The organism is Pontibacter sp. E15-1 (assembly GCF_022601975.1).
Taxonomy (GTDB): domain Bacteria; phylum Bacteroidota; class Bacteroidia; order Cytophagales; family Hymenobacteraceae; genus Pontibacter.
Map to the genome: position 1 here is coordinate 120,136 of NZ_JAKVIR010000003.1, position 24,420 is coordinate 144,555.

Genomic DNA, 24,420 nt, shown 5'->3' on the forward strand with positions numbered 1-24,420 from the left:
GGGTAGTTACTTTGAGAGCTGGTAGATGCCTGCGGTGTCGGTGGGGCCATACCTCCCGAAAATGGCAGGCAGCTTATACTGCAGCTCCGGCATCAGGTTCGACTGGTCTACAATGTACGCTGGCATCTCTTTTTGGAAGTTCTGGTAAATGTCGAACCCGGCTTGGTACTCACTTAGCCTGCCGAAGTGGCGCTGCGCCAGCTCCCAGTTCAGGTAAGGGGTCACGGGGGTGTTTTGGGTATAGTAGCCGATGTCGTCTCCGAGCACCAGCACGGTAGTGCCCCGCATGGGCAGTTGCCGTGCTGGCAGCAGCAACGGCGACTCGTCGAGCAGCAGGAAGCGGTTGATGCCCAGCACCAGCCGGTAGCGCAGCACCAGCACCGAGGCCAGCACCAGCAGCATCACCAGGTTCAGGAGCCACATCTTGCGGCTCGAGTTGAAGAAGAACTCGCTGAAGTACGCCACCGGGGGCAGCACCAGTATAAACGTGGCCACAGAAATCTCATCGCGGGTGAAGATGACCAGCAGGCTGGTGAGGAGCCATACCCACATCAGCTGCTGAAACTTTACCTGGAACACGAGGCGCTGCGGCAGCGAGGCTACGCTCAGCAACGAGAGCAAAAGCACCACGGCGGGCACGGCCATCAGCTTGGCCACATCGATGGGCGGGCGCAGGAAGGCCACGCTCAGGTGCCAGGGGCGCAGCAGGTGCAGCTCCAGAAACTCCTGCGTGGTGTTGGTGTACAGGTAATAAGTAATGAGCATGGCATACGGAAACAGGAAACCGCAGAGCATCAGCAGCATGCTCCGGAAGGTGCGGGAGGCAAAGAAGATGATCGCGAACGCACCAACCAGCAGGAAGAGCGCCATCGGCAGGTAACTCAGTGCGGCCAGGCCCAGCATAAATCCCCCCACAAACAGCCTGTTGTTGTCAAACCCCTCCCTCGACAGCGTAATAATGTATGGCAGCGACAGAATGACAAAGGTGTTGCCGATAAGCAGTGGCGTGAGCATGTTCAGCTCAAAGGAGATACTGCCCAGCACGAGGTATAGCAAGGCAGGCAGGTAATCTTTGGTCGCGTATACGTTGTGCCGGTTCAGGGTGGTGTTCAGGAGCAGCGCCTGCAGCAGCAGCAGCCCCATGGCCGTGAGCCGGTAAGCCAGAAAAGACCTCCCCGCCAGCACGTCTATCAGCCAGAACACCAAGGCCGAGAGCGGGGCCGTGTTGTCGTATATATCATGGTACATGCTAAAGCCGTTGTCCAGGCGCTCCCCCACCAGCATGTGCAGCAGCTCGGGCGAGGTGCCCGGTATGCCCCACATAATGAGTGGAAGCTGAATGGCAACAAAGAGCAGGACCAGCAGGATAAGTCGGGAAGGCAGTATGCTGCGGAAGTAACTAATCAAGGAAAGACAGTGTTAGAAGAGACTACACAACAGACTACAGACAAGCGGTATGAATACATGCAGCGGGTTTATCATTGCAAAAGCCCGGAGGGCCATTGCCTGGTCTGAAACAACACAAGCGCCCCCTACCCGAAATGAGTAAGGCGCTTTTGGGGTAAAAATGCGAAATTAATATGATATTTGCAGCTTCTATGGAAAGTAAAAGACAACACAAGTTCTCTCGCCTGATTCAGAAAGAGTTGGCCGACATCTTTCAGCGCGAGGTGCCGCACCTGTTCGGGGGCGCGTTCATCTCGGTAAGCGTGGTGCGGGTGTCGCCAGACCTGGGCTTGGCGAGGGTATACATCAGCGTGATGATGGCCAAGGATGCCGAGGCACTTTTGGCAGACGTGCGCGCCAATACCAAGACGGTACGGCACATGCTGGCCCAGCGCATCAAAAACCAGGCGCGCATTATCCCCGAGCTGGCCTTCTTCCTTGACGACAGCGCCGAGTACGCCGCCCGCATCGACAAGCTGTTTGACGGCATCGAGATTCCGCCGGCGAGCGAGGACGATGAGGACGCCGAAACATACCCTAACTAGCCTTAGCCCCTCACCACCCTTATGCAGTACGACCCGATAAAGCGCGTGCTGGGCGACGCGTTCAACAGAACGCCTTTCCTGCGCCGCGTGTTCTACAAGCTCCTCGACCTGCTGCTGCTGCGCACCTGGCACGTGCAGAAAGAACTGCGCACGTGGGCCGAAAACCGCCGCAACAAAGAGCAATATATCCTGGATGCAGGCTCCGGCTTTGGCCAGTATACCTATTACCTGTCGGGCATGAGCCGCAAGTGGAGCATCCTGGCCGTAGACGTGAAGGAAGAGCAGATATCAGACAGCAACTGCTTTATCCGGGCCATTGGCCGCCACAACGTGCTGTTCCGGATTGCCGACCTGGTGCGCTACCGCGAGCCCAAGAGCTACGACCTGATCCTGTCGGTGGATGTGATGGAGCATATACTGGAGGATGTGGAGGTGTTCCATAACTTCCATGCCTCGCTGCGCCACGGCGGCATGCTGCTCATCTCCACGCCATCCGACCAGGGCGGCTCCGATGTGCACGGCACCGACGAGGCCTCTTTTATAGAGGAGCACGTGCGCGACGGCTACAACATCAAAGAGATTCAGGACAAGCTGAAGCAGGCTGGCTTCAGCAAGGTGGAGGCACGCTACTCATACGGCACCCCCGGCCAGATCTCGTGGCGCCTGTCGATGAAGTACCCGCTGCTGCTGCTCAACGTATCCAAAATTTTCTTCCTGGTGCTGCCGTTCTATTACCTGATCACCTTCCCGGTGAGCCTGGTGCTCAACTGGATGGACGTGAACGGCAACCACAAGTCGGGCACCGGCCTGATCGTGAAAGCGTGGAAATAATTTAATTGTTGGTTGTTGATTGATAATTGTTGATTGGATAAACTGTAATAAGGCGCTGAATTATATATTACATCATCAAACAATCAGCAACTAACAATCAACAATACACCCTAATCAACCAAAAACGAGCAACGAAGAACGAAACACATGAATGTACCTTTTCTGATAGCGAAGCGATACTTTTTCTCCAGAAAGAAGAGGAACATCATCAGCATCATCTCCAACATAGCCATGATTGGGGTGGCAGTGGGCACGGCGGCGCTGATTATTGTGCTGTCGGTGTTCAACGGCCTCGAGGATCTGATCCGGGAGATATACTCCAGCTTTGACCCCGACCTGAAGATAACAGCCGTCACAGGGAAGTCTTTTGAGACAGACACCGAGTTCATGAACCGCATCCGCGAGACGCCGGGCGTGGCCGTGGTGTCTGAGGTGATAGAGGACAACGCCCTGCTGCGCTACAACGAGCGGCAGATGGTGGTGAAGGTGAAGGGCGTGAGCGAAAACTTTTTTGAGCAGAACAAAGTCGGCTCTTCCGTGGTGGAGGGCCACTCCGACCTGATTCTGAACGGGGCCTACCAGGCGCTGGTGGGGCGGGGCGTGCAATACCAGCTTTCCATCAGGCCCTCCAACGAGTTTGTGCCGCTTCAGTTTCTGTACCCGCGCAACACCAAGTTTAACCCGCTAAACCCCGAGGGCGCTTTCAACAGCTTGAACATTGCACCCGGCGGTATTTTCGCCATCGAGCGGCAGTACGACGACTCGTATGTGTTTGTGCCGCTCAACTTCGCGGCCGAACTGCTGGAGTATGGCCGCCGCCGCACCGCCCTGGAAATAAAGGTAGACCCGGCGGCGAAGATTGAGCAGGTGAAAGAAGCGCTGCAGCAGGTTTTGGGCCAGGACTTTAAGATACAGAACAGCGATGAGCAGCACACCAGCCTGCTGCGGGCCGTAAAGGTCGAGAAGCTGTTTGTGTTCATCACCTTCGCCTTCATCCTCGGCATCGCCTCACTCAACATCTTCTTCTCCCTCTCCATGCTGGTGATCGACAAGAAAAAGGACATCGCCATACTGGCCTCCATGGGGGCCACAGCCACCACCATTCGCAACGTGTTTCTGATGGAGGGCGCGCTGGTGGCCTTTATCGGGGCGGCGTATGGCCTGACAACCGGCATGCTGATCTGCAACCTGCAGCAGTCGTTTGGGCTGGTGAGCATGGGTATGGCCACGTCGGTGGTGGAGGCATACCCTGTGAAGATGGAGGTAGAGGACTTTGTGATGACCGGGGTGGCCATCATCGTGATCACGCTGCTGGTCTCTATCCGGCCTGCCCGGAAGGCCGCCGCCCTGTCGGTGCGCGAGAACCTGTAGCGTGCTTTTCCCTGCGCGGGAGGTGGTATGGCCGGTGGTGGTGCGTGCTGCCGGAGGCCCGGCTATAGGCATTCGCCTATGTTTTACAGGCATCCGTCCTGCTCTTTAGCCAGCCCGGCGAAAAGGGGGTTTCTTCATAGGAATTAAGACCTAATAAGGTTAGATTTGATGCCTCAAACTGTTTTTGGCATGAAAGTCTACACCACACAGCCGTTTCAGGTTATTTACTCGCTCTTCGAGCACGAATACCTGGGGTATCTGTTTGAATCTTTCGTGGTGCAGGTCAATTCCAAAGGCCAGCTTACGTTACAGCACCAGAACATCTCCTCAAAAAACGCGGACGAGTTTGCCTCCCGCCTCGACCCCGACGATTTCAGGCTCATCAACCTGATCGATCAGATCCAGCAGGACGCTGTGCTCAAGCGTTTCTCGTCGAAGCGCATGACCCCCGTGGATTTCTTCCTGAAGGTATACGACCCGGAGAAGGGCGACAAGGCGCTGCAGGAAACCATCAGCCACCATATACAGGGGCGCATGGGCAAGGTGCTGGACCTGCTCCGGCACAACAAGATGACCTTTATCATGGGCAAAGACGGCGAGCCTACCTGGAAGCGCATCCAGATTGCCCCCGAAAAGGCGACGGTGCTGTTCCATTTCATGCGCAACACCGACAACACGCATTACTTCCCGACGATAAAATACGAGGGCCTGAAGCTGGATTTCCAGTACCGGAACGCCTCCCTGATCTGCTATGAGCCTGCCTGGCTGATGGTGAACGACGTGGTGTACAGCTTCGAGAAAGAGGTGGACGGCAAAAAGCTGCAGCCCTTCCTCAACAAGCGCTTTATCGTGGTGCCCCGCTCGGTGGAGGAGAACTACTACCGCAAGTTCGTGGCCCCGCTGGTAGAGTCGTTCGACGTGCACGCCAAAGGCTTCGCTATTCAGGCGGAGCGCTACGAGCCAAGCCCCTGCCTGACCTTTTCGGAGATTTCGGCCGCAGAGGCGGCTCCCGTGGCAAAGGCAGGCGAGGCCAGGGCCGAGCGCGGCATGCTGTCATCCGGCAAAATTCGCTTTGAGCTCTCGTTTATGTATGGCACCTACATGGTGCACACCCAGGCGGCGGGCAAGCGCATCAGCGTGAGCATGGAGAAAACAGCGGACTCCTACATCTTCCACAAACTCATGCGCGACCTGAGCCACGAGAAAACATTCACGAAGGAGCTGCAAAAGCGCGGGCTGGAGGTGAAGAACGGGCAGGCCATGCTGGAGAAAAGCGACGCCTTTGCGTGGCTGAGCAATAACCTGTCGGCGCTGGAGGCGCAGGGCTTCGCGGTGCGGCAGCTGGCCCAAAGCGGCAAGAACTACTTTATCGGGGAGATCACACTGGAGGTGGGCATCACGGAGAAAAACGACTGGTTCGACATCTACGGCACGGTGCGCTTCGGCGAGTTCACGATCCCGTTCATCCGGCTCAAAAACCACATCCTCACCAAAAACAGCGAGTTTCTGCTGCCCAATGGGCAGGTGGCTATTATACCCGAGGAGTGGTTTACGCAGTATATCGAGCTGTTTGCCTTTTCGGAGGGCGACGACCAGCTGACGCTGAAGAAGCACCACATGGCCTTGGTGAACGACCTGGAGCAGGGCAACCTGGCCACCGTCACCATGTCGCGGAAGCTGGAGAAGCTCCGCACCTTCGACACCATAGAAGACCAGCCCCTGCCTGTCGGTTTTATGGGTGAGCTGCGCCCCTACCAGAAAGCGGGGTATAACTGGCTGCATTTTGTGCAGAACTACAAGTTCGGCGGCTGCCTGGCCGACGATATGGGCCTCGGGAAAACTGTGCAGACGCTGGCCATGCTGCAGCACCGCAAGGAAAGTGGCGCCGGCGCGGCTACCCTGCTGGCCATGCCCACCTCGCTAGTGTATAACTGGATGAATGAGGCCCAGAAGTTTACGCCCAGCCTGCGCATCCTGACCTATACCGGCACTTACCGCGACAAAAACGTGGAGCAGTTTCAGGATTACGATGTGATCCTGACATCCTATGGCATCGTGCGCCTCGACGCGGAGCTGCTCAGAACATATTACTTCGACTATATCATCCTGGACGAGTCGCAGGCAATCAAGAACCCCGACTCCAGCACCTCGCGCGCCGTCCGCTCGCTCAAGTCGCGGCACCGCCTCATCCTGACGGGCACGCCGGTCGAGAACAGCACCATGGACCTGTGGGCGCAGATGTCGTTCATCAACCCCGGCCTGCTGGGCAACCAGCACTTCTTCCGGAAGGAGTTTCTGAAGCCGATCGAGAAGGAGAAGGACGAGCACAAAACCCGCCGGCTGCACGCCCTCATCAAGCCGTTCATCCTGCGCAGGCACAAGTCGCAGGTGGCCAAGGAGCTGCCCGAGAAGATCGAGCATATATCCTTCTGCAAGATGACGGTGGAGCAGGAGCAGGCCTACGAAGAGACAAAATCATACTACCGCAACAAGATCCTGACCAACCTGGAGGAGCACGGGCCGGGCAACACGCAGTTTATGCTCTTGCAGGGCCTCACCAAGCTGCGCCAGATTGCCAACCACCCCCAAATGACGGACGCGGGCTACGAAGGCGAGTCCGGGAAGCTGAAGGAAGTGTTGCGGATGACGAAGAACATCGTGGCGAAAGGGCACAAGGTTTTGATATTCAGCCAGTTTGTAAAGCACCTCGACATTGTGCGCAAAGTGTTGGACGAGCGGGGCATTGTGTACGCATACCTGGACGGCAACACCAAGAACCGGCAGCAGCAGGTAGAGCGCTTCCAGGAGGACGAAAGCATCCAGGTGTTCCTGATCTCGCTAAAGGCGGGGGGCGTTGGCCTGAACCTGACCGCGGCGGACTACGTGTTTATCCTGGACCCCTGGTGGAACCCGGCCGTGGAGGCGCAGGCCGTGGACCGCGCGCACCGCATCGGGCAACGGAACACGGTGTTTACCTATAAGTTTATCACCAAAGACACGGTGGAGGAAAAGATACTGGCGCTGCAGAACCGCAAGATCCAACTGGTAACCGACCTGATCAGCACCGATGAGACCATCATCAAGAGCCTGACGAAGGAGGATATCGACAATTTGCTTAGTTAATAGAATTGTTGGTTGCTGGTTGTTGATTCGGCAGGAAGTATAAGTTAGGCCGCTTCCCGTATACCCTATCTGGCGCAAGCGTCCGCTTGTGCCCGTAAGGTAACGACCGCGATTAGATGCTCGCGCCGGAGAAACAACAACCAACAATCAGCAACTAACAATTCAACAATCAGCAATTTATCAGATGCGCCTTCACCTCAAAACCAACGTGCAGCAAGATTTCCTGACCGTGTTCAACGCGTTCGACGAACAGCTGTTCCGGAAACTGTCGCCGCCTTACCCGCGCATGAAGCTGCTGCGCTTCGATGGCTCCGAGCCCGGCGATGTGGTGGAGGTAGAGTTGCAGACAGGTATAAAATCGTTTCGCTGGACCAGCCATATCATGGAGAGGCAAGTGACGGATACGGAGGCGTATTTCGTGGACCAGGGCCAGCAGTTGCCCCCTCCCCTGCGCTACTGGCACCACAAGCACCTCGTCGCCAAAAACGGCAGTGGCGCTGTGGTGCACGACATCATCACGTATAGCACCGGACACAAGTGGCTCGACCTGCTGCTCTTCCCGCTTATGCTGGCGCAGTTTGGCATGCGAAAACCGGTTTACAGAAAGGTGTTTAGCCGCGAGCAGTAACGGACTTTCGGGACAAGGGCTCGCCCTGAACAGAGAAGCTTGTCGGGCGGATTTTGCAAAACCTTTTCCGGTGGCCGTAGTTAGCTGTGTACAGGATTTTAAATTGCGTACAGGGAGGTATGAAGAAAGCAGCCATCGTCGGAGCAGGCATCGGAGGGATTGCCGCTGCCATCCGGTTAGCCCTAAAAGGCTATCTGGTGACGGTATATGAGGCAAACGACAGCTTTGGCGGCAAGATGCAGGAGTTCTGGCTGGGCAAGTACCGATTCGATGCAGGCCCTTCGCTGTTTACGCTCCCCCACCTGGTGGATGAGCTGTTTGAGATGGCAGGCCGCAAGCCCCAGGCATACTTCACCTATACCCGCCTCAATCCCATCACGCACTACTTCTGGCCCGACGGCAGTCAGCTGAAGGCCTATGCCGACCCGGAGGATTTTGCCCGCGAGGCAGCACAGAAGCTGGGTGTGCCGGAGCACGACGTGCGCGAGGTGCTGGCCAGCAGCAAGCGCCTCTACAACGGCACCGCCGACACCTTTCTGCACAAATCGCTGCACAAAACAGGCACCTACCTGAGCGCGGATATACTAAAGGCGCTGGGCTGCCTCTCCGACCTGGGCCTGGGCACCACCATGCACAAAGCCAACGCAAAGAAGTTTACTGATCCGCGCTTCGTGCAGCTGCTAGACCGCTTTGCCACGTACAACGGCTCCGACCCCTACCAGGCACCAGGCACGCTCAACATCATCCCGCACCTGGAGCACAACATCGGGGCATTTTACCCAAAGGGGGGTATGTATGCCATTGCAGCGAGTCTGGTAAAGCTGGCGGAGGAACTGGGCGTTGAGTTCCGGTATACCGAGGCGGTGGAGCAGATCGTGGCGCTGGCGGGCAAAGTGATGAGCGTGAAGACGAAGCACGGCAACTACAACGCCGATGTGGTGGTGAGCAACATGGATGTGGTGCCTACCTACCGCAAGCTGCTCCCCGACCATCCAGCACCCGAGAAAACACTGGCACAGCCGCGCTCCAGCTCGGCCCTGATCTTTTACTGGGGCATCAGCAAGCAGTTCCGGCAGCTGCACCTGCACAATATTTTCTTCAGCGAGGATTACAAAGCCGAGTTTGAGCACATCTTCCGGCACAAGACCATCAGTCCGGACCCCACCGTGTATGTTAATGTCACCTCCAAGCAGGAGGCTGCGGATGCGCCACCGGGCTGCGAGAACTGGTTTGTGATGGTAAACGTGCCCCACAACCAGGGGCAGGACTGGCGCCAGCTGATTGCTGCCACGCGAGCCAGCGTGCTTAAAAAACTAAGCCGGATGCTGCAGACCGACATTGAACCGCTCATTGAGCAGGAACAAGTGCTGGACCCGCTGCAGATTGAGCGCCATACCTCCTCTTTTGCGGGTGCCCTGTATGGCAGCAGTTCCAACAATATGATGGCGGCTTTTTTACGGCATCCCAACTTCAGCACGCAGATCGAAGGCCTGTACTTTTGTGGCGGTAGCGTGCATCCGGGGGGAGGCGTGCCGCTCTGCCTGCTCTCGGCCAGAATTGTGGGCCAGCTCGTGCCTGCCGTCATGCCCATCGAAGACATATAAACAATGCCTGATACCACTAGAAAAACATCCCCTGCGCCGCGCACAGCCTACTGGTATAAGCAGTATACCCTGCCGCTGGCAGTGGCGGTGCTGCTTATTTTCCATGCCGTAGGGGTATGGGGCTTGCTGTACAGCAGTGACCCCGCGTCCTTTCAGCGGCTCACGCCCATGAACCTGCTGCTCACGAATGCCCTGCTCTTTGGCTTCCACCGGAATTGGAACAAGGCATTTTTGCTGTTTGCGGTCGTGGTGGCAAGCACAGGCTTTCTGGCGGAGGTCTTGGGGGTGCATACCGGGCTGCTGTTCGGCAACTATAGCTATGGCGCGGCCTTGGGCCCCAAGCTGTGGGAGGTGCCGCTGCTGATCGGCCTGAACTGGCTGATGCTGGTGTACAGCACCGGCCATATCAGCAACCTGGCCAGGCTGCCCTGGCTGGCAAAGGCAGGTATAGGCGCCCTGCTGATGGTGGTGCTGGACTACTTTATCGAGCCTGTTGCCATGCAGTATGATTTCTGGAGCTGGCAGGCGGGGCATATACCGGTGTCTAACTTTGTGGGCTGGTTTGGGGTGGCGCTGCTGCTGCAGGTTTATTTCCAGAAAGCCTCTTTTTTTAAGCACAACAAAATTGCCCCTTGGGTATACCTGGTGCAACTGCTCTTTTTTATCTGCCTCTACAGCACGCTGTAGGATTTTATACAAACGGTTGCGCTGAGGGCTTTAGGAAATAGTCTGGAGAAAGTTATATTTGTAAGGTTTAAGAGTTAAGGAAGCGCTGAAGCTTGTTTGCAGCTCAACGCTTTGCGCGCACAGAGCCATACTTCTATTTTGTAACGCATTTAGTATGACACTATTAGAGACCATTCTGGAAGAGACGTTATCGATTTTCAAGGCCGAAGGGATTGAGGCCAACTCAGAAGAGGACCTGTTCAGGAAATTGGATATAAGGAAGTCGACCTACCATGAGCTGTTCCAGAACAAAGCAGAACTGGTGCGGCAGGTCGTTCTCTTCGACATAGACAGGCAGAAGCGTGCCCTGGCGCAACTGCTCGCAGATGCCCAAAACCCGGTAGAAGAAATCATGTTCTTGATCCGCAACGGCGTGACCCAGATGCAGAATACCCACCCGCTCTACCTGACCGACGTGCAGCAGCACTATCCGGAGGCGTGGGCGCTGCTGCAGGATTATCTGGACAACTACGCGCAGCGCCTGAACGCAGAGGTTATCAACAGAGGTATCCTGCAAGGCTACTTCCGGAAGGATATAAACTTGCAGCTGGTCACCAAGATCATCCTGGAGCAGTTTTACATGATGATCAACCCCGCCGTGTTTCCGCCGGAGCGGTATAACCTCTCCGAGGTGTTCCGGAGCATTTACCTATACTATGTGCGGGGCATCTGCACCGAGCAGGGCGGCAAGATGGCCGAGGAGTATTTTGCGCAGAACAACCTGTAGCGGCATAACACAGGCCATGTGAGGTTGGCGATAGATAGCCGAGAGCAAGCGCAGATTCTCGGCAAATGCCCGATCCTCTCTGAGGGAGTTTTTTATAGACAGGCATACCCTAAAGGCGAAGGCCCGGCAAAGTTACATTGCCGGGCCTTCGCCTTTAGGGTATGCCACAGGTTAGCTGATGGAGACGCGCACTTTTTTGGTGTACTCGCGCAGCGCGGTTTTAAAGTCGGTGCCGTTGTCTTGCATATCGTTCAGAATCCAGACGGCGGCCAGCACGTGCGTCAGCTGCTCGCCTTCGTCTTCGCCCGCTACCTCAATGGCGGGTTGCTGCTCTTCCACGATGGCTTCTTCTGCGGCCATCAGCTCTTTTAGGCTATACTCTTCAACAAGTTTCTTGATTGCAGGGATTTTCATGTGTGTTCACTTAAGCGTCTAGTTTATGAATCAGTCCGCGCACGGCGTCTTCTTTGCTGGCGGCTAAAGTGTCTACCAGCTCACCGTTTTTGAAAACGGCGAAGAACGGCAGGTTGGTTACGCCGGCCATTTTGCGGGCTTCCGGGCTGTTCTCGGCGTTCACGTCCACGAAGGCGACGCTTGCGAACTGCTCATCATCAGACATGCGCTTAAACTTAGGGGAGAACAAACGGCAGTTGCCGCACCAGTCGGCGTAGTATTTCACTACTACTTTCGCGTTGGAGGTCAGTATTTCGTTAAAGTCGTTGTCGGTTGCAATTATGACGGCCATATAAATTTGATGTTAGTATGGTAAAAAAATCAATTAGGGGTACACTTAGAAGGTACTTGGTGCAAAATTACTTGTTTCTGGCGAAACACACAGCTTTCGGATTGCTATGGCAAAACAAGTTTACGGCCGCTTTGTTTAGTCCCTGCCCTATTGTGCGGGATTGGCACGGCTTGAAACTATAAAGGGTGCCGGCAAAGTTATAGGGGTGAATGATTTACGGCCATTGAACAACTTTACAGCCAAAATTGTATTAAAGAAACTACACTGCAATTTCGTATCTTTGCAGTATAAAACCTGAGAAGAGCAATGTTAGACAAGTTAGAAGCCATCAGTCAGCGGTTCGAGGAGGTAGGCCAGTTGCTTATCCAACCTGACGTGGCCAGCGACATGAAGAAATACAAGTCGCTGAACAAAGAGTATAAGGATCTTGACAAAATAGTAGTTGAATATAAAAAGTACCTGAACATCCTGAGCAACATCGACAATGCCAAGCAGGTGATTTCCACCGAGAAGGATGAGGATTTCAGGGAAATGGCCAAGGAGGAGCTTGACGAGCTGCTGCCGCAGCGCGAGCAGATGGAGGATCACCTGAAGGAGCTCCTGATCCCGAAAGACCCCAACGACAGCAAGGACATCATCATGGAGATCCGTGCGGGCGCGGGCGGCGACGAAGCCTCTATTTTCGCCGGCGACCTGTACCGCATGTATACCCGCTTTGCCGAGAAAATGGGCTGGCGCGTAGAGCTTATCGATGCCACGGAAGGCACTTCCGGCGGCTACAAGGAAATCATGGTGGGCATGTCGGGCGAGGACGTGTACGGCAAGCTCAAGTTCGAGTCGGGTGTGCACCGCGTGCAGCGTGTGCCGGCCACTGAAACGCAGGGCCGTATCCATACCTCCGTAGCCTCGATCGTGGTGCTGCCTGAGGTAGAGGAGTTTGACATCGACCTCGACATGAACGACATCCGCAAGGACCTTTTCTGCTCTTCGGGGCCGGGCGGTCAGTCGGTAAACACCACCTACTCTGCCGTGCGCCTCACGCACATCCCGACAGGCTTGGTGGCGCAGTGCCAGGACCAGAAATCACAACTCAAGAACTTCGACAAGGCCCTGACAGTGCTTCGCTCGCGTATTTATGAGCAGGAGCTTGCCAAGAAGCAGGAAGAAGAAGGCGCGCAGCGCAAGAGCATGGTGGGCAGCGGCGACCGCTCCGATAAGATCCGTACGTATAACTATCCGCAGGGCCGCGTTACCGACCATCGCATCGGCTATACTGTATATAACCTGCCAAACGTGATGGATGGCGGCATCGACGACTTTGTGGAGCAGCTGCGCATCGCGGAGAATGCCGAAAGACTGAAGGAAGGTGCCACAGCATAACATATCCGCTGTGGGATAACGCAATAAAAAAGGATGCAGCCCGGTTTATACCGCCGCTGCATCCTTTTTTATTGCTGATGGTCAATTGCTGATTGTTGGGCGGCCAAGGTTTCATTAGCTTCACCTCTCAGATAGCTCTCAAATGGCCAGTTTAAGTTTATACCTCAGACTTATATATCAACAATCACTAACAAACAATCAGCAATTAACTATCTAACAATCACTAACAAGCTTTGAAATACGCCCTTGCCCTTTTGCCCCTTTTGCTGCTGCTGAGCCTTTTCTCCTGCGAACCCAAGGATGAGGTCATTACCACAGACCCTGCTGCTGTGCTGGAGTTTTCGGCTGACACGGTGCTGTTTGATACCGTGTTTGTGAGCCGCGGCAGCATCACCAGGCGACTAAAAGTATATAACCGCAACAGCAAGGCTGTACGCATCCGTGAGGTTGCCCTGTCGGGTGCGGGAGCCTCTCCATACCAACTCACCATCAACGGCGTGCAAAGCCCGCTGGCCAACAACGTGGAGCTGCGCGGCGGCGATAGCCTGTATGTGCTCGTGAAGGTCAACATCAACCCTACCGACGAGAGCCTGCCTTTCCTTGTTTCTGACTCTATTCTTTTCCAAACCAACGGGCAGCAGCAAGCCGTGCAACTAGTGGCCTATGGGCAAAACGCCTATTTTCATCGCAAAGGCGTCATCGGCACTACGGTGTGGGAGAACGACAAGCCGCATGTGCTGCTCGATTCCGTGCTGGTGCAGGAAGGCGCTGTGCTCACCGTTCGGGAGGGCAGCCATGTATATGGCAACAACAAAGCGGTGCTGCTTATAAACGGGCAGCTGCGGGTGGAGGGCACGCCAGAGGCCCGCGTAACGTTCAGCGGGTACCGGCGCGAGAAAGCCTATCAGGCCGCGCCGGGCCAGTGGGAAGGTATCCGGGTACTGACAAAAAGCGGGGGCAACATCATCCGGTATGCCGATATCCGAAACACGGTGTATGGCCTGCGCATCGGTAACCCGGGCAAGGCTGGCACATTGGTGGAGGGCTGTGTCGTGGCGGATGCCTACCGCGACGGCATCGTGGCCTTCACTTCGGAGGTGCAGGTGCGCAACACGCTCATCTACAACTGCGGCCAGTATGGCTTCGGCGGTTTGGGCGGCGGCAATTACGAGGTGCTGTATTCCACTATCGTGAGTTATAACAACCGGCTGGTGCGCGAAACGCCGCTGTTTGTCGTGACAGACTTTATACCCGGAACGGAGATTGAGAACCAGCCGCTGACGCTTCGCCTTTCAAATTCTATTGTGTATTCCGACCGGTTCAATTCGGAGGACGAGGTGCTGGTCTCGCCTCTGGGCGCCACTACAGAGATCAGCTATAACCTTCTCCGGACGTTGGCCTATAAAGATGAGCTGAAAGAAAACGGCAACAAGCTAAACGCAGCACCCAAGTTTAAAGCGCCCGATAAAGCCGATTTCAGCCTCGACACTTTGTCTCCGGCCAGCAGCGCGGCGCAGTACCTGCCCAGCCTGCCACTCGACCTGAAAGGCAAGTCCCGCAGCACCACAAAGCCTGACGCGGGCGCAATTGAGCGCGTTATCGATTAGAGGCTTGCAGCGGGAAGCCCGCGCATTAAATCGCTGCGAGAGTTATTCAATCAGTCAAAAAATATTTACTCAGAATTGCCATGGAGTGGTATCAGAAAGAAATACGCTTGCCTGCCGTTAGACGGGGCTTTCACCTGATTACAGACCTGCTGGAAGCGCAGCTTCCGGAACTGGAGGGTATACAGGTTGGCCTGGCGCATGTTTTCATCAAGCATACATCTGCCAGCCTTGCCATCAACGAGGACGCCGACCCTACCGTGCGCCAGGATTTCGAAAGTCATTTTAACCACATGGTGCCCGAGAACCAGCCATACTACCGCCATACCCTCGAAGGCTCTGACGATATGCCGGCCCACCTGAAGGCGGCCCTGCTCGGCAGTTCCGTCACCATCCCAATCACCAAAGGCAAATTCAATCTGGGCACCTGGCAGGGCGTATACCTTTGCGAGCACCGCGACCATGCCGCAAAGCGCACCGTGGTCGTTACCTTGCAGGGGAAGTAATCTTTTTAGAGTTTCGGGTTCCGAATGACGCGTTCCGGGTTAGGTATAGCATCAAGCGCTGTAGTATGATGCGCACTTGTGTCTGTATACCCCCTATCGCAGCACGCTTATCTTCCTCACTTCGGTGCCGTTTGAGCTCCTGATGCGCAGGATATAGACGCCCTGCCGCAGGTGGCGCACATCCAGCCGAAGTACGCGGTCTTGGGTTTTCTCGCGCACCAACACCTGGCCCAACTGGCTCACCAACTCTAGCTGAAGCACCTGAACACGGGCGGGTTGCTCGATGGTGATGTAATCTGTCGCCGGATTCGGGTAAACCACCAAATCGTTTACGGTCACGTGCACAAAGTCCTCTTTCACCGCTGTGCTGTTTTGGCTGCCATTGGAGATGGTGAGTCGGACGCTGTACCTGCCCGGTTGCGGATACGTTACGGTGGGTGCCAGCTGCGATGAAGTAGCCGGAATCCCGCCTTCAAACTCCCAAAACCACGTCTCGGGCCGGATGCCTGCGGACGCGGAGACGAAACGAACCTCGTCGCCTGCCGCCACCAGGGTATCGGATGGGTTGCGGAACTTGAAATCGGAGCGCAGGGTGTTGCCGCAGGCAAGTGAGCTCAGAATGCCGCTGCGCGAAGTAGCCAGCAAGGTTTGCATGTAGCTGGCCTGGCCCTTGGTAAAGATGTTCATGCACGCATCGTCACTGTAGTCCATGTAGTTTTGATACATGTCGCCAAAGGGGCTGCCTTCGCACGACATCTGGATGCCGGTGTTGCATCCTGTGTTCTCGCCCTTCTGGTTGGGCGTGTCTGCGATGTCGTCGGAGTCGGCGCAAGAGAGCCCGTTGCCCCATATATGCTGTAGCCCCAGCCAATGCCCGACCTCATGCGTGCCTGTACGGCCTTTGTTATAGTTCGACTCAAATTGGTTAATTGGGGCGCTGCCCACTGCAATATAGTCCAGCACCACCCCATCGATGTCGTCTTTGGCTCCGGGCACTGAGGCATACCCCAGAATTCCATTGTCCAGGTTGCAGACCCATATGTTCAGGTACTGGTTGCTGTCCCAGGCATCCGTCCCGCCTTTGCCTGTAAACTTCACTTTGTCGGAGCCATACCCAAAGGAGTCGTTCACGCTGGTTTGGGTGCGGGTGATGCCGCTGGTTTTGTCGCCGTTCGGGTTGATGGTGGCGAGGCAGAGCTGGATTTTGGTGTCGGCGGCGAAAGGCCTGAAATAGTCCGGGGTGTTCACCGTGTCGGCGTTTAGCCGCCGGAAGTCAGCGTTTAGCACCTCAAGCTGCGACAGCAGCGCTGCGTCTGATATATTCTCGGTTTGTGTGCGGTATACCACATGAAACACCACCGGGACGGTGATCACCACGTCAGCTTGCAACGCCTTCCCTTGCTGCTGTTGCCTCAGCGCTTGCTGCACTTGCTGTTGCATCTGCTGTCGCCGGGTTTCGAAGCCCGGGTCTTGCGCCTGCAGCACGGTGCTGTAGGCATCTGTGGCGCAAGTATGGCCACTGGCCGCAGGCTTAACTTGCTGTGCCTGGCTGGCGGCGGCAAAGCCTATCAAGAAAATTGCCAGAAGAGTAAGCGTGCGCATACAGCAGGTATAAAACAGTTGCCGGTGAGGTTGTTTTTGCAAGATAGCAAAATGCCGGTAATGCGTACCTGCTAAGGGCTGGTATTTAAGCAGGTATACCCTAGAGGTTTGCGTCTACCCGATAGTGCAGCGAGTCTGACAGGATCAGTTTCTGAACTCCTTCTACCCGGTAGCTTGCAATATTGCCCGTTGCGGTGTCTGTAGAGAGCTGGATGTTGCGGCGCGAGTAAAAAAGCACGTTTTGGTCCTGAATCAGGGCATTCAGTTTCCTGAGTTTCCTGTCGGGGCCCAGTTCGAGGCGCAGGTGGTGCACCAGGGGCTCGGTGTCTTTCAGCCGGGTATACTCCACCAGAATATTGCCGTCGGCCAGCACCTGTTCCTGCCGGGTATAGTACTCCTGCAGCGCGGGGCGGTTCAGGTCAGTTTCCTTAAACACCGCCAGCTCATCTTCCCAGTCCACTGCCGATGTTTCAATGGTCTCGGTAGGTTTGCCCTCCGCAGACACAGACTTCAGCACCATGGGCTTCTCTGCCGTCAGGCGTTGCTGCTGCTGCTCCAGGTAGGCGCTTAAATTATAAGCGGCCTGCTCCGCATCGGCAGAAGCCGGCGGAGCGGGCCGCTCACAAGCAACAATGGCCAGCAGCAGGACCAAAAAAAAGCTGGAAACACGTTTGGCCACAGGTACTATTTATTTATCAGGGATACGCCGTCCATCTCAGCTGGCTTCGGAATGCCCATCAGCTCCAGGATCGTAGGGGCTAAATCCCCGAGTTTCCCTTCGTGCAGTTTTCCTTTAAAGTCGTTGCTTACCAACACGCAGGGCACCAGGTTGGTGGTATGGGCTGTGTTCGGGGTGCCATCTGGGTTGATCATGCAATCGGCGTTGCCGTGGTCTGCGATCACAATCGTGTCGTATCCGTTTGCCAGCGCCGTCGTGATCACTTTCTCGGCGCAGGCGTCCACCACTTCGCAGGCTTTCACCGCCGCCTCAAACACGCCGGTATGGCCCACCATGTCTGGGTTCGCAAAGTTCAGGCATATAAAGTCAGCGCTCTTTTTCTCCAGCTCCGGCACAATCGCGTCGCGGATGTCATAGGCGCTCATCTCGGGCTGCAGGTCATAGGTGGCCACTTTCGGGGATGGGCACAGCAGGCGGCTCTCGCCGTCAAAAGCCGTCTCGCGGCCTCCGGAGAAAAAGAAGGTCACGTGCGGGTATTTCTCGGTTTCGGCAATGCGGATCTGCTTTTTGCCCGCCTTGGAGATCACTTCGCCAAGGGTGTTTGCCAGGTTGTCTTTCTCAAAAATGGCCGCCACATCCAGGAAACTCTCATCATAGTTGGTCATCATGATGTAGCGCAGGTTCAGCTTGAACATGTCCTGCTCCGGGAAATCGCGCTGCGTAAGCGCCTGTGTGATCTCGCGGCCACGGTCTGTGCGGAAGTTGAAGCAAATCACCGCATCGCCGTCTTTGATCGTGGCAATAGGCTCCTGCATGTCATTCACCTTCACAATCGGCTTGATAAACTCGTCGGTCACGCCCGCGTTGTACGAATCCAGCACCGACTTGATGAGGTTCTGCGACGGCGTGCCCGTGCCGTGCACCATCAGGTCGTAGGCCAGCTTCACGCGCTCCCAGCGGTTGTCGCGGTCCATGGCATAGTAGCGGCCCACGATAGAGGCGATCGTGCCTGTGGTCTGCTCCAAATGCTCCTCCAGTTCGTTGATATATTTCACGCCTCCCTTCGGGTCGGTGTCGCGGCCGTCGGTAAAGGCATGGATGTATACATCGCGCAGCTCATGGTCGGCAGCCACAGAGCAAAGTGCTTTCAGGTGGTTGATGTGCGAGTGCACGCCGCCGTCCGACAGCAGGCCGATCAGGTGTAGCGGTTTCTTGTTCTCCTTGGCATAAGCGAGGGCGTCGGCAAGCACCGGCATGCTGCCCAGCTTGCGCTCGGCGATGGACTTGTTGATACGCACCAGATCCTGGTACACCACGCGGCCCGCGCCAATGTTCATGTGGCCTACCTCGGAGTTGCCCATCTGCCCTTCCGGCAAACCCACGGCTTCGCCGGAGGCCTGTAGTTTAGTATTCGGATATTTTGCAAGGATAGAGTCAACGAAAGGCGTTTTGGCCTTGTTAATAGCTGAAACTTCCGGATTGGTGGCGATACCCCACCCATCCAATATCATTAAGAGTACCTTTTTATCCATGATGCAAATATAACTATAATCTTTCAATGAAAACCTATGATAACCCCTAATAGGGGCTACTCTGTTCGATGCCCCAGGGTTTTAGAAACCGTGGCAAATAGCAGGCCGGGCGATACACAAAAACTGTTTTATATATTTAGGGAATACTATTAACTTAGAGACACAATCCGAAAACCCTTTTATGGCATAGTTTTGGATTAAGTTCGGTATTAAGGATACAAACGGAATATGAGAAACTTTAAACACCTTGTAGTAGCATTTTCGATGTTGTTGGTCGCCGTGTTTTTATCGGCGGGGCAGGCCGGGGCGCAAGGCGATGCCATGGGCAGCGTGAAGGCGGCCATGAAAATGGGTTCGGCCAAGGAGCTGTCCAAGAATTTTGGCAGCATGGTGGAGATTACCCTGGACGGCGGCGACGCCACCAGCTACAGCAACACGCAGGCTGAGTTTGTGATGAAGAATTTCTTTGCCAAGAATGCCCCTGTGGATTTCAGCGTGAACCACAACGGCGCTTCGGACAAGGGCCAGCTCTACGCCATCGGCACCTATGCCTCCAAAGGCGACTCGTATACAGTGCTGATCCGGATGAAGTCGGCTAACGGCAAGTACCTGATCCACTCGATGAACTTTATTAAAGATTAAGCAGATAAAAATGAGATTTTTAGGAAGGCCCGGTAGATATACCGGGCCTTTTTTTATTTTTGCACCGTGAAACCGACTTACTTAACCGAAAAAAGCATCAGCGAGTTTATCGCAAGCGCCCTGGCCGAGGATATCGGCGACGGCGACCACTCCTCGCTGGCCGCGGTGCCGGCGGACGCGCAGAACCGCGCGCGGCTGCTGATTAAGGGAGGCGGCATACTGGCTGGCGTAGAGCTGGCCACCTATATCTTCCGGGCCGTGGACCCGAGCCTGCAGGTAGAGGTGCTGCTGCAAGACGGCACACCCGTAAAGTATGGCGACGTGGGCCTGACGGTGAGCGGCAAGGCGCAGTCGATCCTGACGGCCGAGCGCCTCGTCCTGAACTGCATGCAGCGCATGAGCGGCATCGCCACCTATACCCGCTCCCTGCTGCAACTGATTGAAGGCACCGGCGCAAAGCTGCTTGATACCCGTAAAACGACCCCAAACTTCCGGATGATGGAGAAATGGGCCGTGGTGATCGGCGGCGGCTATAACCACCGCTTTGGGCTGTACGACATGGTGATGCTCAAGGACAACCACATCGACTATGCCGGCGGCGTACGCGAGGCCATCACCGCCACGCACCGCTATTTGCAGGAAAAGGGCAAAAACCTGGAGATTGAGGTGGAGACGCGCACGCTACAGGAGGTGGAGGAAGCCGTGGCAACAGGCGGTATCCAGCGCATTATGCTCGACAACATGCCGCCGGAGATGATGCGGGAGGCCGTGAAAATAATCGGCGGGAGGTATGAAACCGAGGCCTCGGGCGGTATCACGGAAAAGACGATACGGGCCGTGGCCGAATGCGGGGTCGACTATATCTCTGTGGGGGCGCTCACGCACTCTATCAGCAGCTTGGATATCAGCCTGAAAGCTTTTTAAGAATTTCGGGTTACCTTTGCGGTATCGGCAAGGGCAACAGTAGTATAAAGGCACCCTGCGGAGCAGTAACGGAACAAAACATCGATTCGATTTTAAGGAGTATATGCAGCGACCAAATCAAAAAGGTTTCCGGACCGCACAAGGGCCATCCCCGCAAGGCATCCGGACAAAGAAGTACCAGTTAGACAAGAATATGTATACCCGCATGGCCCTCGTGAAGGTGTGGCGCCGCGACTGGTGGTATGCGCTCATCCCGTTGGTGCTGCTGCTGTTGCCGGCTGTGTTCAGCTTTTCGTGGTGGTGGGTAGTGGCTGCCGTGGTGGTAACGCTGCTGTTTGTGCTGCTCCGCTCGGCGCAGGTAATGGGCGTTACGCAGATGGAGCAGGGCAACCCGCTGTTCGAGAAGATGACCTACGAGATTGATAACCGCCAGATTCTGATGAAACGCAACGAGCGCGAGGGTATGGCATTGAACTGGGATATGATCGGGAAAGCCCAGGCGGAGACGGATGCGTACCTGCTATGGCTCAAGCCTGCCTCAGATGCCCAGTTGCCAACCGGCTGGAAAGGTTGGGTGGCCCGTAACTTCGAGACCCCGATCTTTATTCACCTCCCGTTTCGCATCTTCAACAGTTCAAACGACATAAAGCTGATGGAGAGTATCTTGCGGCGCAAAAGCCTCTTGCCCACAAACGCCACAACCCAAGCGTCAGGGAATACCGTAAAATAGTAATACACAAAGCCTGGCATACCATATGAAATGCAGGGTTTGCCTACAATAAGTATAAAACGCACTAAAATGAATAAGAACGTAATAGCCGTATTTGCCGCTGTGTGCGGCCTGTTTTTAGCTTCCTGCGATACGCCAAAGGACATGAGGCCAGACGCAAAAGTGTCTGTAGACATGGTGCCCCCGGGCACGCGCAATACCCACAACATCGGAAAAGTGAACGAGGTGCACCACGAGTCGCATGAGGCGGAGGTAATGCCGAACCACGATGCAGGTGGAAACACCATCGAAAAAGGCGACAGCCTGGAAGAGTCTACTGAGACCAACACCGTGCTAGGCACCACCAAAGAATAGCCTGGCCCAACCCCTTGAGCGCCTGCCGTTGCTTTAACTATCGCAGCGGCAGGCGCTTTTTTGTGCTGGCTCGCCAAATTGCGCCATCTTCGCCGCTGGGGCACGGGGCTGGCGGGGCGGACGGTCTGGATAAAATCCCCTATATTTGCAACATAATTGCTTTTATACCTACATGGCACAACAGGAAGAGGAGTGGTTCAGTACCTGGTTCGACTCTCCATATTACCACATACTGTACAATAACCGTGACATGCAGGAAGCGCAGCACTTTATGGACCGGCTGCTGGCATACCTCCACGCCAAGCCCCATGAGCGCATCCTTGACCTGGCCTGCGGCCAGGGCCGGCATTCCATCTACATCAACCAAAAGGGGTATGACGTGACTGGCATCGACCTTTCGGCCAAGAGCATCGCCTATGCCCGGCAGTTCACGACCCCGCGCCTGCACTTTGCCCTGCACGACATGCGGCAGGTATACAGGCCGGAGTATTTCGACTTTGTCCTGAACCTGTTCACCAGCTTCGGGTATTTCGAGAATGAGACGGAAAACGTGGTGGCGCTCGCCGCCACAGCCAAAAGCCTGAAACCGGGCGGCAAACTGGTGATCGACTTTATGAACACGGACAAGATTATCGATAATCTTGTAGCGGAGGAGGAAAAAGAGGTGCGGGGGATCAACTTTAGGATTACGCGGGGCGTAGAGAATGGCTTCATCGTAAAAACCATCCGTTTCAGCGATGAGGGCCGGGACTGCCAGTATGAAGAACGGGTACGGGCCTTACGGCAAGAGGATTTTATGGACTACTTTAAGATGGTGCAACTGCGTCTGGTAGATGTGTTCGGCGATTATACCCTTCGCCCTTTCGTGCGCGAGACTAGCGACCGGATGATTTTCGTGCTAAAGAAGTAATCGCTGATGATCATAGCTATTCTCGTCCTGTTTTTTACAGTCGTGCTTTCAGGTTTTCTGGTGAAGGTCTTTCCGCCGCACAATACCAGGTGGCTGAAAATCGCGCTTTCGTTCAGTGGGGCCTACCTTTTCACAATCACCATCATACACCTGCTGCCCGACGTGCTGCAAAACAGCACCACCAGGTCTTTTGGCGTTGGCTACTGGGTGCTGGGGGGCTTTTTCCTGCAGTTGGTGCTGGAGCTTTTCTCCCACGGTGTGGAGCATGGGCACATCCATCATCACGATCACGGGCGCATCGGCTCTATGCCGTTCCTCTTGCTGGGTTCACTTTTCGTGCATTCGTTTCTGGAAGGGAGCATACTGGTGGAGTATGGGCAACCCCATGCGGGGCACGCGCACGCCAACGACAGCTTTTACCTGGTGCTGCTGGGCGTTGGCCTGCATCATGTGCCGGCCGCCTTTGCGCTGATGTCGGTGCTGCTCTCGCGCCTCGAGAATTTCCGGAAGGCTTTTCTATGGCTGCTGATCTTTGCGGCAGGCTCGCCGCTGGGCATTTTCTTCAGCAATGTTGTCTTGCCCCAAGAGGCGCCTGATGGCCTGGTATACACTGCCTTGACCGGCCTGGTGGCAGGCAACTTCCTGCACATCTCCACTACCATTCTTTTTGAGACAAGCCCCGACCACCGCTTCAACCGCACAAAGCTGGTTGCCACGTTATTCGGGCTGGCCCTGGCCCTCGGCAGCGACTTTATTTAGGTATGGTATGCGGCAGCAATGAGTGGCACAGCAGCTTAAAACCCTCCAAACTGTGTATGAAGTGGCGGCTTTGCGCATTTGCGCAATTTGTGAGAGAAATTAAACGAAACGTGTGAAAAGAATCAGCGGGAGCGGAAGCCTACATGATGGTGGAGAGCAGCGTGGCGATAAGGAGCTTGAGGGTGATCAGGGCTGCGGCAGGGCCTGAAGCAGTACCATTCTCCTTTTCTTCCGGGAAAAAGGCATTCTTAAAATAAGAGAAAGGGCTATCCAGCACCTCGGCATCCAGCACCGACTTGCTTGCTGGCTTGGTTGAGGTGGCGCGCACGTGCTTTATCTTCTTGGCAGGTGCCTCGCCCGGAGCAGACTGTTGCACGGTGGCGGTGATTGTGCAGCCTGTGTTTTGGCTGCCTGCCTGCGCTGTAGGCACAATCACGAAGCAGAGGGCAAGTATTGCTGCCATCGGAACAAATTCGCGTATATGCTGCCACAGGTATTTCATGCCCGAAAGTACTAATTTTTTTTAGAAGAAACAAGCAATAAATAGGATGATTTGTTGGGTTCTGGCTATACTGTGTCAGTGTGTAAACACCTGACTACGAACTTGTAGGGGGTAAGCTGGGTTTTTGTGCTTATTTTGCCGGGGCTGGCTTCAGCACCTTCATCTCCACCGGAATTACACCCGCCTTGATAAAGTCGAGCCGTCTGGCTGCTTTCTCCGAAAGGTCCACGATGCGCCCTTTTACGAACGGCCCCCGGTCTGTGATCCGCACTTTCACGCTCTTCTGGGTACGGGTATTGGTAACCCTTACCTTCGTGCCGAGCGGCAACGTGCGGTGGGCCGCCGTCAGTTTGCCCTTACGGTACGCCTCGCCGTTCGCCATCGTGCGCCCCTGGAACTTGCGGGCATAGTATGATGCTTTCCCTGACTCGGTATAGCCCCGCTCCCCAAAAGCTGGTGCCGCACTGCCGCAGGCACTCATGCCAGCGGCCAGGCAGCTGACCATCAGGGCCCGTTTCGCCAAAAAAATAAGGGTATAAATAAAAGGGGT

The 24,420-nt window shown here is 55.4% G+C and carries 25 protein-coding genes; 17 read left to right on the forward strand and 8 right to left on the reverse strand.

From position 1 onward, the window contains the following. Window positions 1-6: 6 nt before the first annotated feature. Complete coding sequence (locus MKJ04_RS03180; RefSeq protein ID WP_241639311.1) at window positions 7-1,407, reverse strand: hypothetical protein; 1,401 nt, start codon at window positions 1,405-1,407, stop codon at window positions 7-9. A gap of 191 nt (window positions 1,408-1,598) precedes the next feature. On the opposite strand from MKJ04_RS03180, the gene rbfA reads away from it, so the two are divergent. From rbfA to MKJ04_RS03220, 8 genes are all read left to right on the forward strand, one after another. Continuing rightward, complete coding sequence (rbfA, locus tag MKJ04_RS03185; protein ID WP_241639313.1) at window positions 1,599-1,991, forward strand: 30S ribosome-binding factor RbfA; 393 nt, start codon at window positions 1,599-1,601, stop codon at window positions 1,989-1,991. A gap of 21 nt (window positions 1,992-2,012) precedes the next feature. Then, complete coding sequence (locus MKJ04_RS03190) at window positions 2,013-2,822, forward strand: class I SAM-dependent methyltransferase (RefSeq protein ID WP_241639315.1); 810 nt, start codon at window positions 2,013-2,015, stop codon at window positions 2,820-2,822. Between the two features lie 147 nt (window positions 2,823-2,969). Further along, the gene (locus MKJ04_RS03195; protein WP_241639317.1) at window positions 2,970-4,193 is read left to right on the forward strand and encodes an ABC transporter permease; all 1,224 of its coding nucleotides are present in this window, start codon (window positions 2,970-2,972) and stop codon (window positions 4,191-4,193) included. Window positions 4,194-4,382: 189 nt separating this feature from the next. Continuing rightward, window positions 4,383-7,316 (forward strand): DEAD/DEAH box helicase, encoded by a 2,934-nt coding sequence (locus MKJ04_RS03200; RefSeq protein WP_241639318.1) that lies wholly within the window; start codon window positions 4,383-4,385, stop codon window positions 7,314-7,316. 184 nt (window positions 7,317-7,500) lie between these two features. Next, window positions 7,501-7,944, forward strand: a complete 444-nt coding sequence (locus MKJ04_RS03205) for an SRPBCC family protein (protein ID WP_241639320.1) — start codon at window positions 7,501-7,503, stop codon at window positions 7,942-7,944. 119 nt (window positions 7,945-8,063) lie between these two features. After that, complete coding sequence (gene crtD, locus MKJ04_RS03210) at window positions 8,064-9,548, forward strand: 1-hydroxycarotenoid 3,4-desaturase CrtD (protein ID WP_241639322.1); 1,485 nt, start codon at window positions 8,064-8,066, stop codon at window positions 9,546-9,548. A gap of 3 nt (window positions 9,549-9,551) precedes the next feature. Further along, on the forward strand, window positions 9,552-10,235 hold the full coding sequence (locus tag MKJ04_RS03215) for a carotenoid biosynthesis protein (RefSeq protein WP_241639323.1): 684 nt from the start codon (window positions 9,552-9,554) through the stop codon (window positions 10,233-10,235). Between the two features lie 154 nt (window positions 10,236-10,389). Then, window positions 10,390-11,001, forward strand: a complete 612-nt coding sequence (locus tag MKJ04_RS03220; RefSeq protein WP_241639326.1) for a TetR/AcrR family transcriptional regulator — start codon at window positions 10,390-10,392, stop codon at window positions 10,999-11,001. Between the two features lie 171 nt (window positions 11,002-11,172). Here the strand turns inward: MKJ04_RS03220 and MKJ04_RS03225 are convergent, their stop codons facing one another. Both MKJ04_RS03225 and MKJ04_RS03230 read right to left on the reverse strand, forming a co-directional pair. Then, the gene (locus MKJ04_RS03225) at window positions 11,173-11,415 is read right to left on the reverse strand and encodes a DUF6952 family protein (protein WP_241639329.1); all 243 of its coding nucleotides are present in this window, start codon (window positions 11,413-11,415) and stop codon (window positions 11,173-11,175) included. 10 nt (window positions 11,416-11,425) lie between these two features. Further along, window positions 11,426-11,746: a thioredoxin family protein gene (locus MKJ04_RS03230; protein WP_241639332.1), complete on the reverse strand. Its 321-nt coding sequence runs from the start codon at window positions 11,744-11,746 to the stop codon at window positions 11,426-11,428. A gap of 306 nt (window positions 11,747-12,052) precedes the next feature. Here MKJ04_RS03230 and prfA point away from each other — a divergent pair, with 306 nt between their 5' ends. From prfA to MKJ04_RS03245, 3 genes are all read left to right on the forward strand, one after another. After that, window positions 12,053-13,126, forward strand: a complete 1,074-nt coding sequence (gene prfA, locus MKJ04_RS03235) for a peptide chain release factor 1 (RefSeq protein WP_241639334.1) — start codon at window positions 12,053-12,055, stop codon at window positions 13,124-13,126. A gap of 233 nt (window positions 13,127-13,359) precedes the next feature. Beyond that, window positions 13,360-14,733, forward strand: coding sequence for a hypothetical protein (locus MKJ04_RS03240; protein WP_241639336.1), 1,374 nt, complete (start codon window positions 13,360-13,362; stop codon window positions 14,731-14,733). Between the two features lie 80 nt (window positions 14,734-14,813). Then, the gene (locus tag MKJ04_RS03245; RefSeq protein WP_241639338.1) at window positions 14,814-15,236 is read left to right on the forward strand and encodes a secondary thiamine-phosphate synthase enzyme YjbQ; all 423 of its coding nucleotides are present in this window, start codon (window positions 14,814-14,816) and stop codon (window positions 15,234-15,236) included. 93 nt (window positions 15,237-15,329) lie between these two features. Here MKJ04_RS03245 and MKJ04_RS03250 read toward each other — a convergent pair whose 3' ends face one another. The 3 genes from MKJ04_RS03250 to gpmI all read right to left on the reverse strand — a co-directional run bounded on the left by MKJ04_RS03250 (window position 15,330) and on the right by gpmI (window position 19,049). Next, the gene (locus MKJ04_RS03250; RefSeq protein ID WP_241639340.1) at window positions 15,330-16,838 is read right to left on the reverse strand and encodes a M43 family zinc metalloprotease; all 1,509 of its coding nucleotides are present in this window, start codon (window positions 16,836-16,838) and stop codon (window positions 15,330-15,332) included. Window positions 16,839-16,938: 100 nt separating this feature from the next. After that, window positions 16,939-17,517 (reverse strand): hypothetical protein, encoded by a 579-nt coding sequence (locus MKJ04_RS03255; protein WP_241639342.1) that lies wholly within the window; start codon window positions 17,515-17,517, stop codon window positions 16,939-16,941. 5 nt (window positions 17,518-17,522) lie between these two features. Beyond that, window positions 17,523-19,049, reverse strand: coding sequence for a 2,3-bisphosphoglycerate-independent phosphoglycerate mutase (gene gpmI / locus MKJ04_RS03260; protein ID WP_241639344.1), 1,527 nt, complete (start codon window positions 19,047-19,049; stop codon window positions 17,523-17,525). A gap of 228 nt (window positions 19,050-19,277) precedes the next feature. Between gpmI and MKJ04_RS03265 the strand changes: the two genes are divergently transcribed. The 6 genes from MKJ04_RS03265 (at window position 19,278) to MKJ04_RS03290 (ending at window position 23,368) form a co-directional block, all read left to right on the forward strand. After that, window positions 19,278-19,691: a DUF4783 domain-containing protein gene (locus tag MKJ04_RS03265; protein ID WP_241639346.1), complete on the forward strand. Its 414-nt coding sequence runs from the start codon at window positions 19,278-19,280 to the stop codon at window positions 19,689-19,691. Window positions 19,692-19,757: 66 nt separating this feature from the next. Beyond that, complete coding sequence (gene nadC / locus MKJ04_RS03270; RefSeq protein ID WP_241639348.1) at window positions 19,758-20,615, forward strand: carboxylating nicotinate-nucleotide diphosphorylase; 858 nt, start codon at window positions 19,758-19,760, stop codon at window positions 20,613-20,615. Between the two features lie 103 nt (window positions 20,616-20,718). Beyond that, the gene (locus MKJ04_RS03275) at window positions 20,719-21,345 is read left to right on the forward strand and encodes a hypothetical protein (RefSeq protein WP_241639351.1); all 627 of its coding nucleotides are present in this window, start codon (window positions 20,719-20,721) and stop codon (window positions 21,343-21,345) included. A gap of 69 nt (window positions 21,346-21,414) precedes the next feature. Beyond that, window positions 21,415-21,699 carry a hypothetical protein gene (locus tag MKJ04_RS03280; protein WP_241639354.1) on the forward strand — a complete coding sequence of 95 codons (285 nt, stop codon included), beginning with the start codon at window positions 21,415-21,417 and terminating at the stop codon, window positions 21,697-21,699. Between the two features lie 172 nt (window positions 21,700-21,871). Beyond that, entirely contained in the window at window positions 21,872-22,609 is a 738-nt protein-coding gene (locus MKJ04_RS03285) for an SAM-dependent methyltransferase (RefSeq protein WP_241639357.1), read from the forward strand. 6 nt (window positions 22,610-22,615) lie between these two features. Beyond that, on the forward strand, window positions 22,616-23,368 hold the full coding sequence (locus MKJ04_RS03290) for a ZIP family metal transporter (protein WP_241639359.1): 753 nt from the start codon (window positions 22,616-22,618) through the stop codon (window positions 23,366-23,368). Between the two features lie 139 nt (window positions 23,369-23,507). On the opposite strand, the gene MKJ04_RS03295 is transcribed toward MKJ04_RS03290, so the two are convergent. Both MKJ04_RS03295 and MKJ04_RS03300 read right to left on the reverse strand, forming a co-directional pair. Next, the gene (locus MKJ04_RS03295) at window positions 23,508-23,831 is read right to left on the reverse strand and encodes a hypothetical protein (RefSeq protein ID WP_241639362.1); all 324 of its coding nucleotides are present in this window, start codon (window positions 23,829-23,831) and stop codon (window positions 23,508-23,510) included. Window positions 23,832-24,000: 169 nt separating this feature from the next. Beyond that, a complete protein-coding gene (locus MKJ04_RS03300; RefSeq protein WP_317246697.1) occupies window positions 24,001-24,393 on the reverse strand; it encodes a septal ring lytic transglycosylase RlpA family protein in 393 nt (130 codons plus the stop codon). Between the last annotated feature and the right edge of the window lie 27 nt (window positions 24,394-24,420).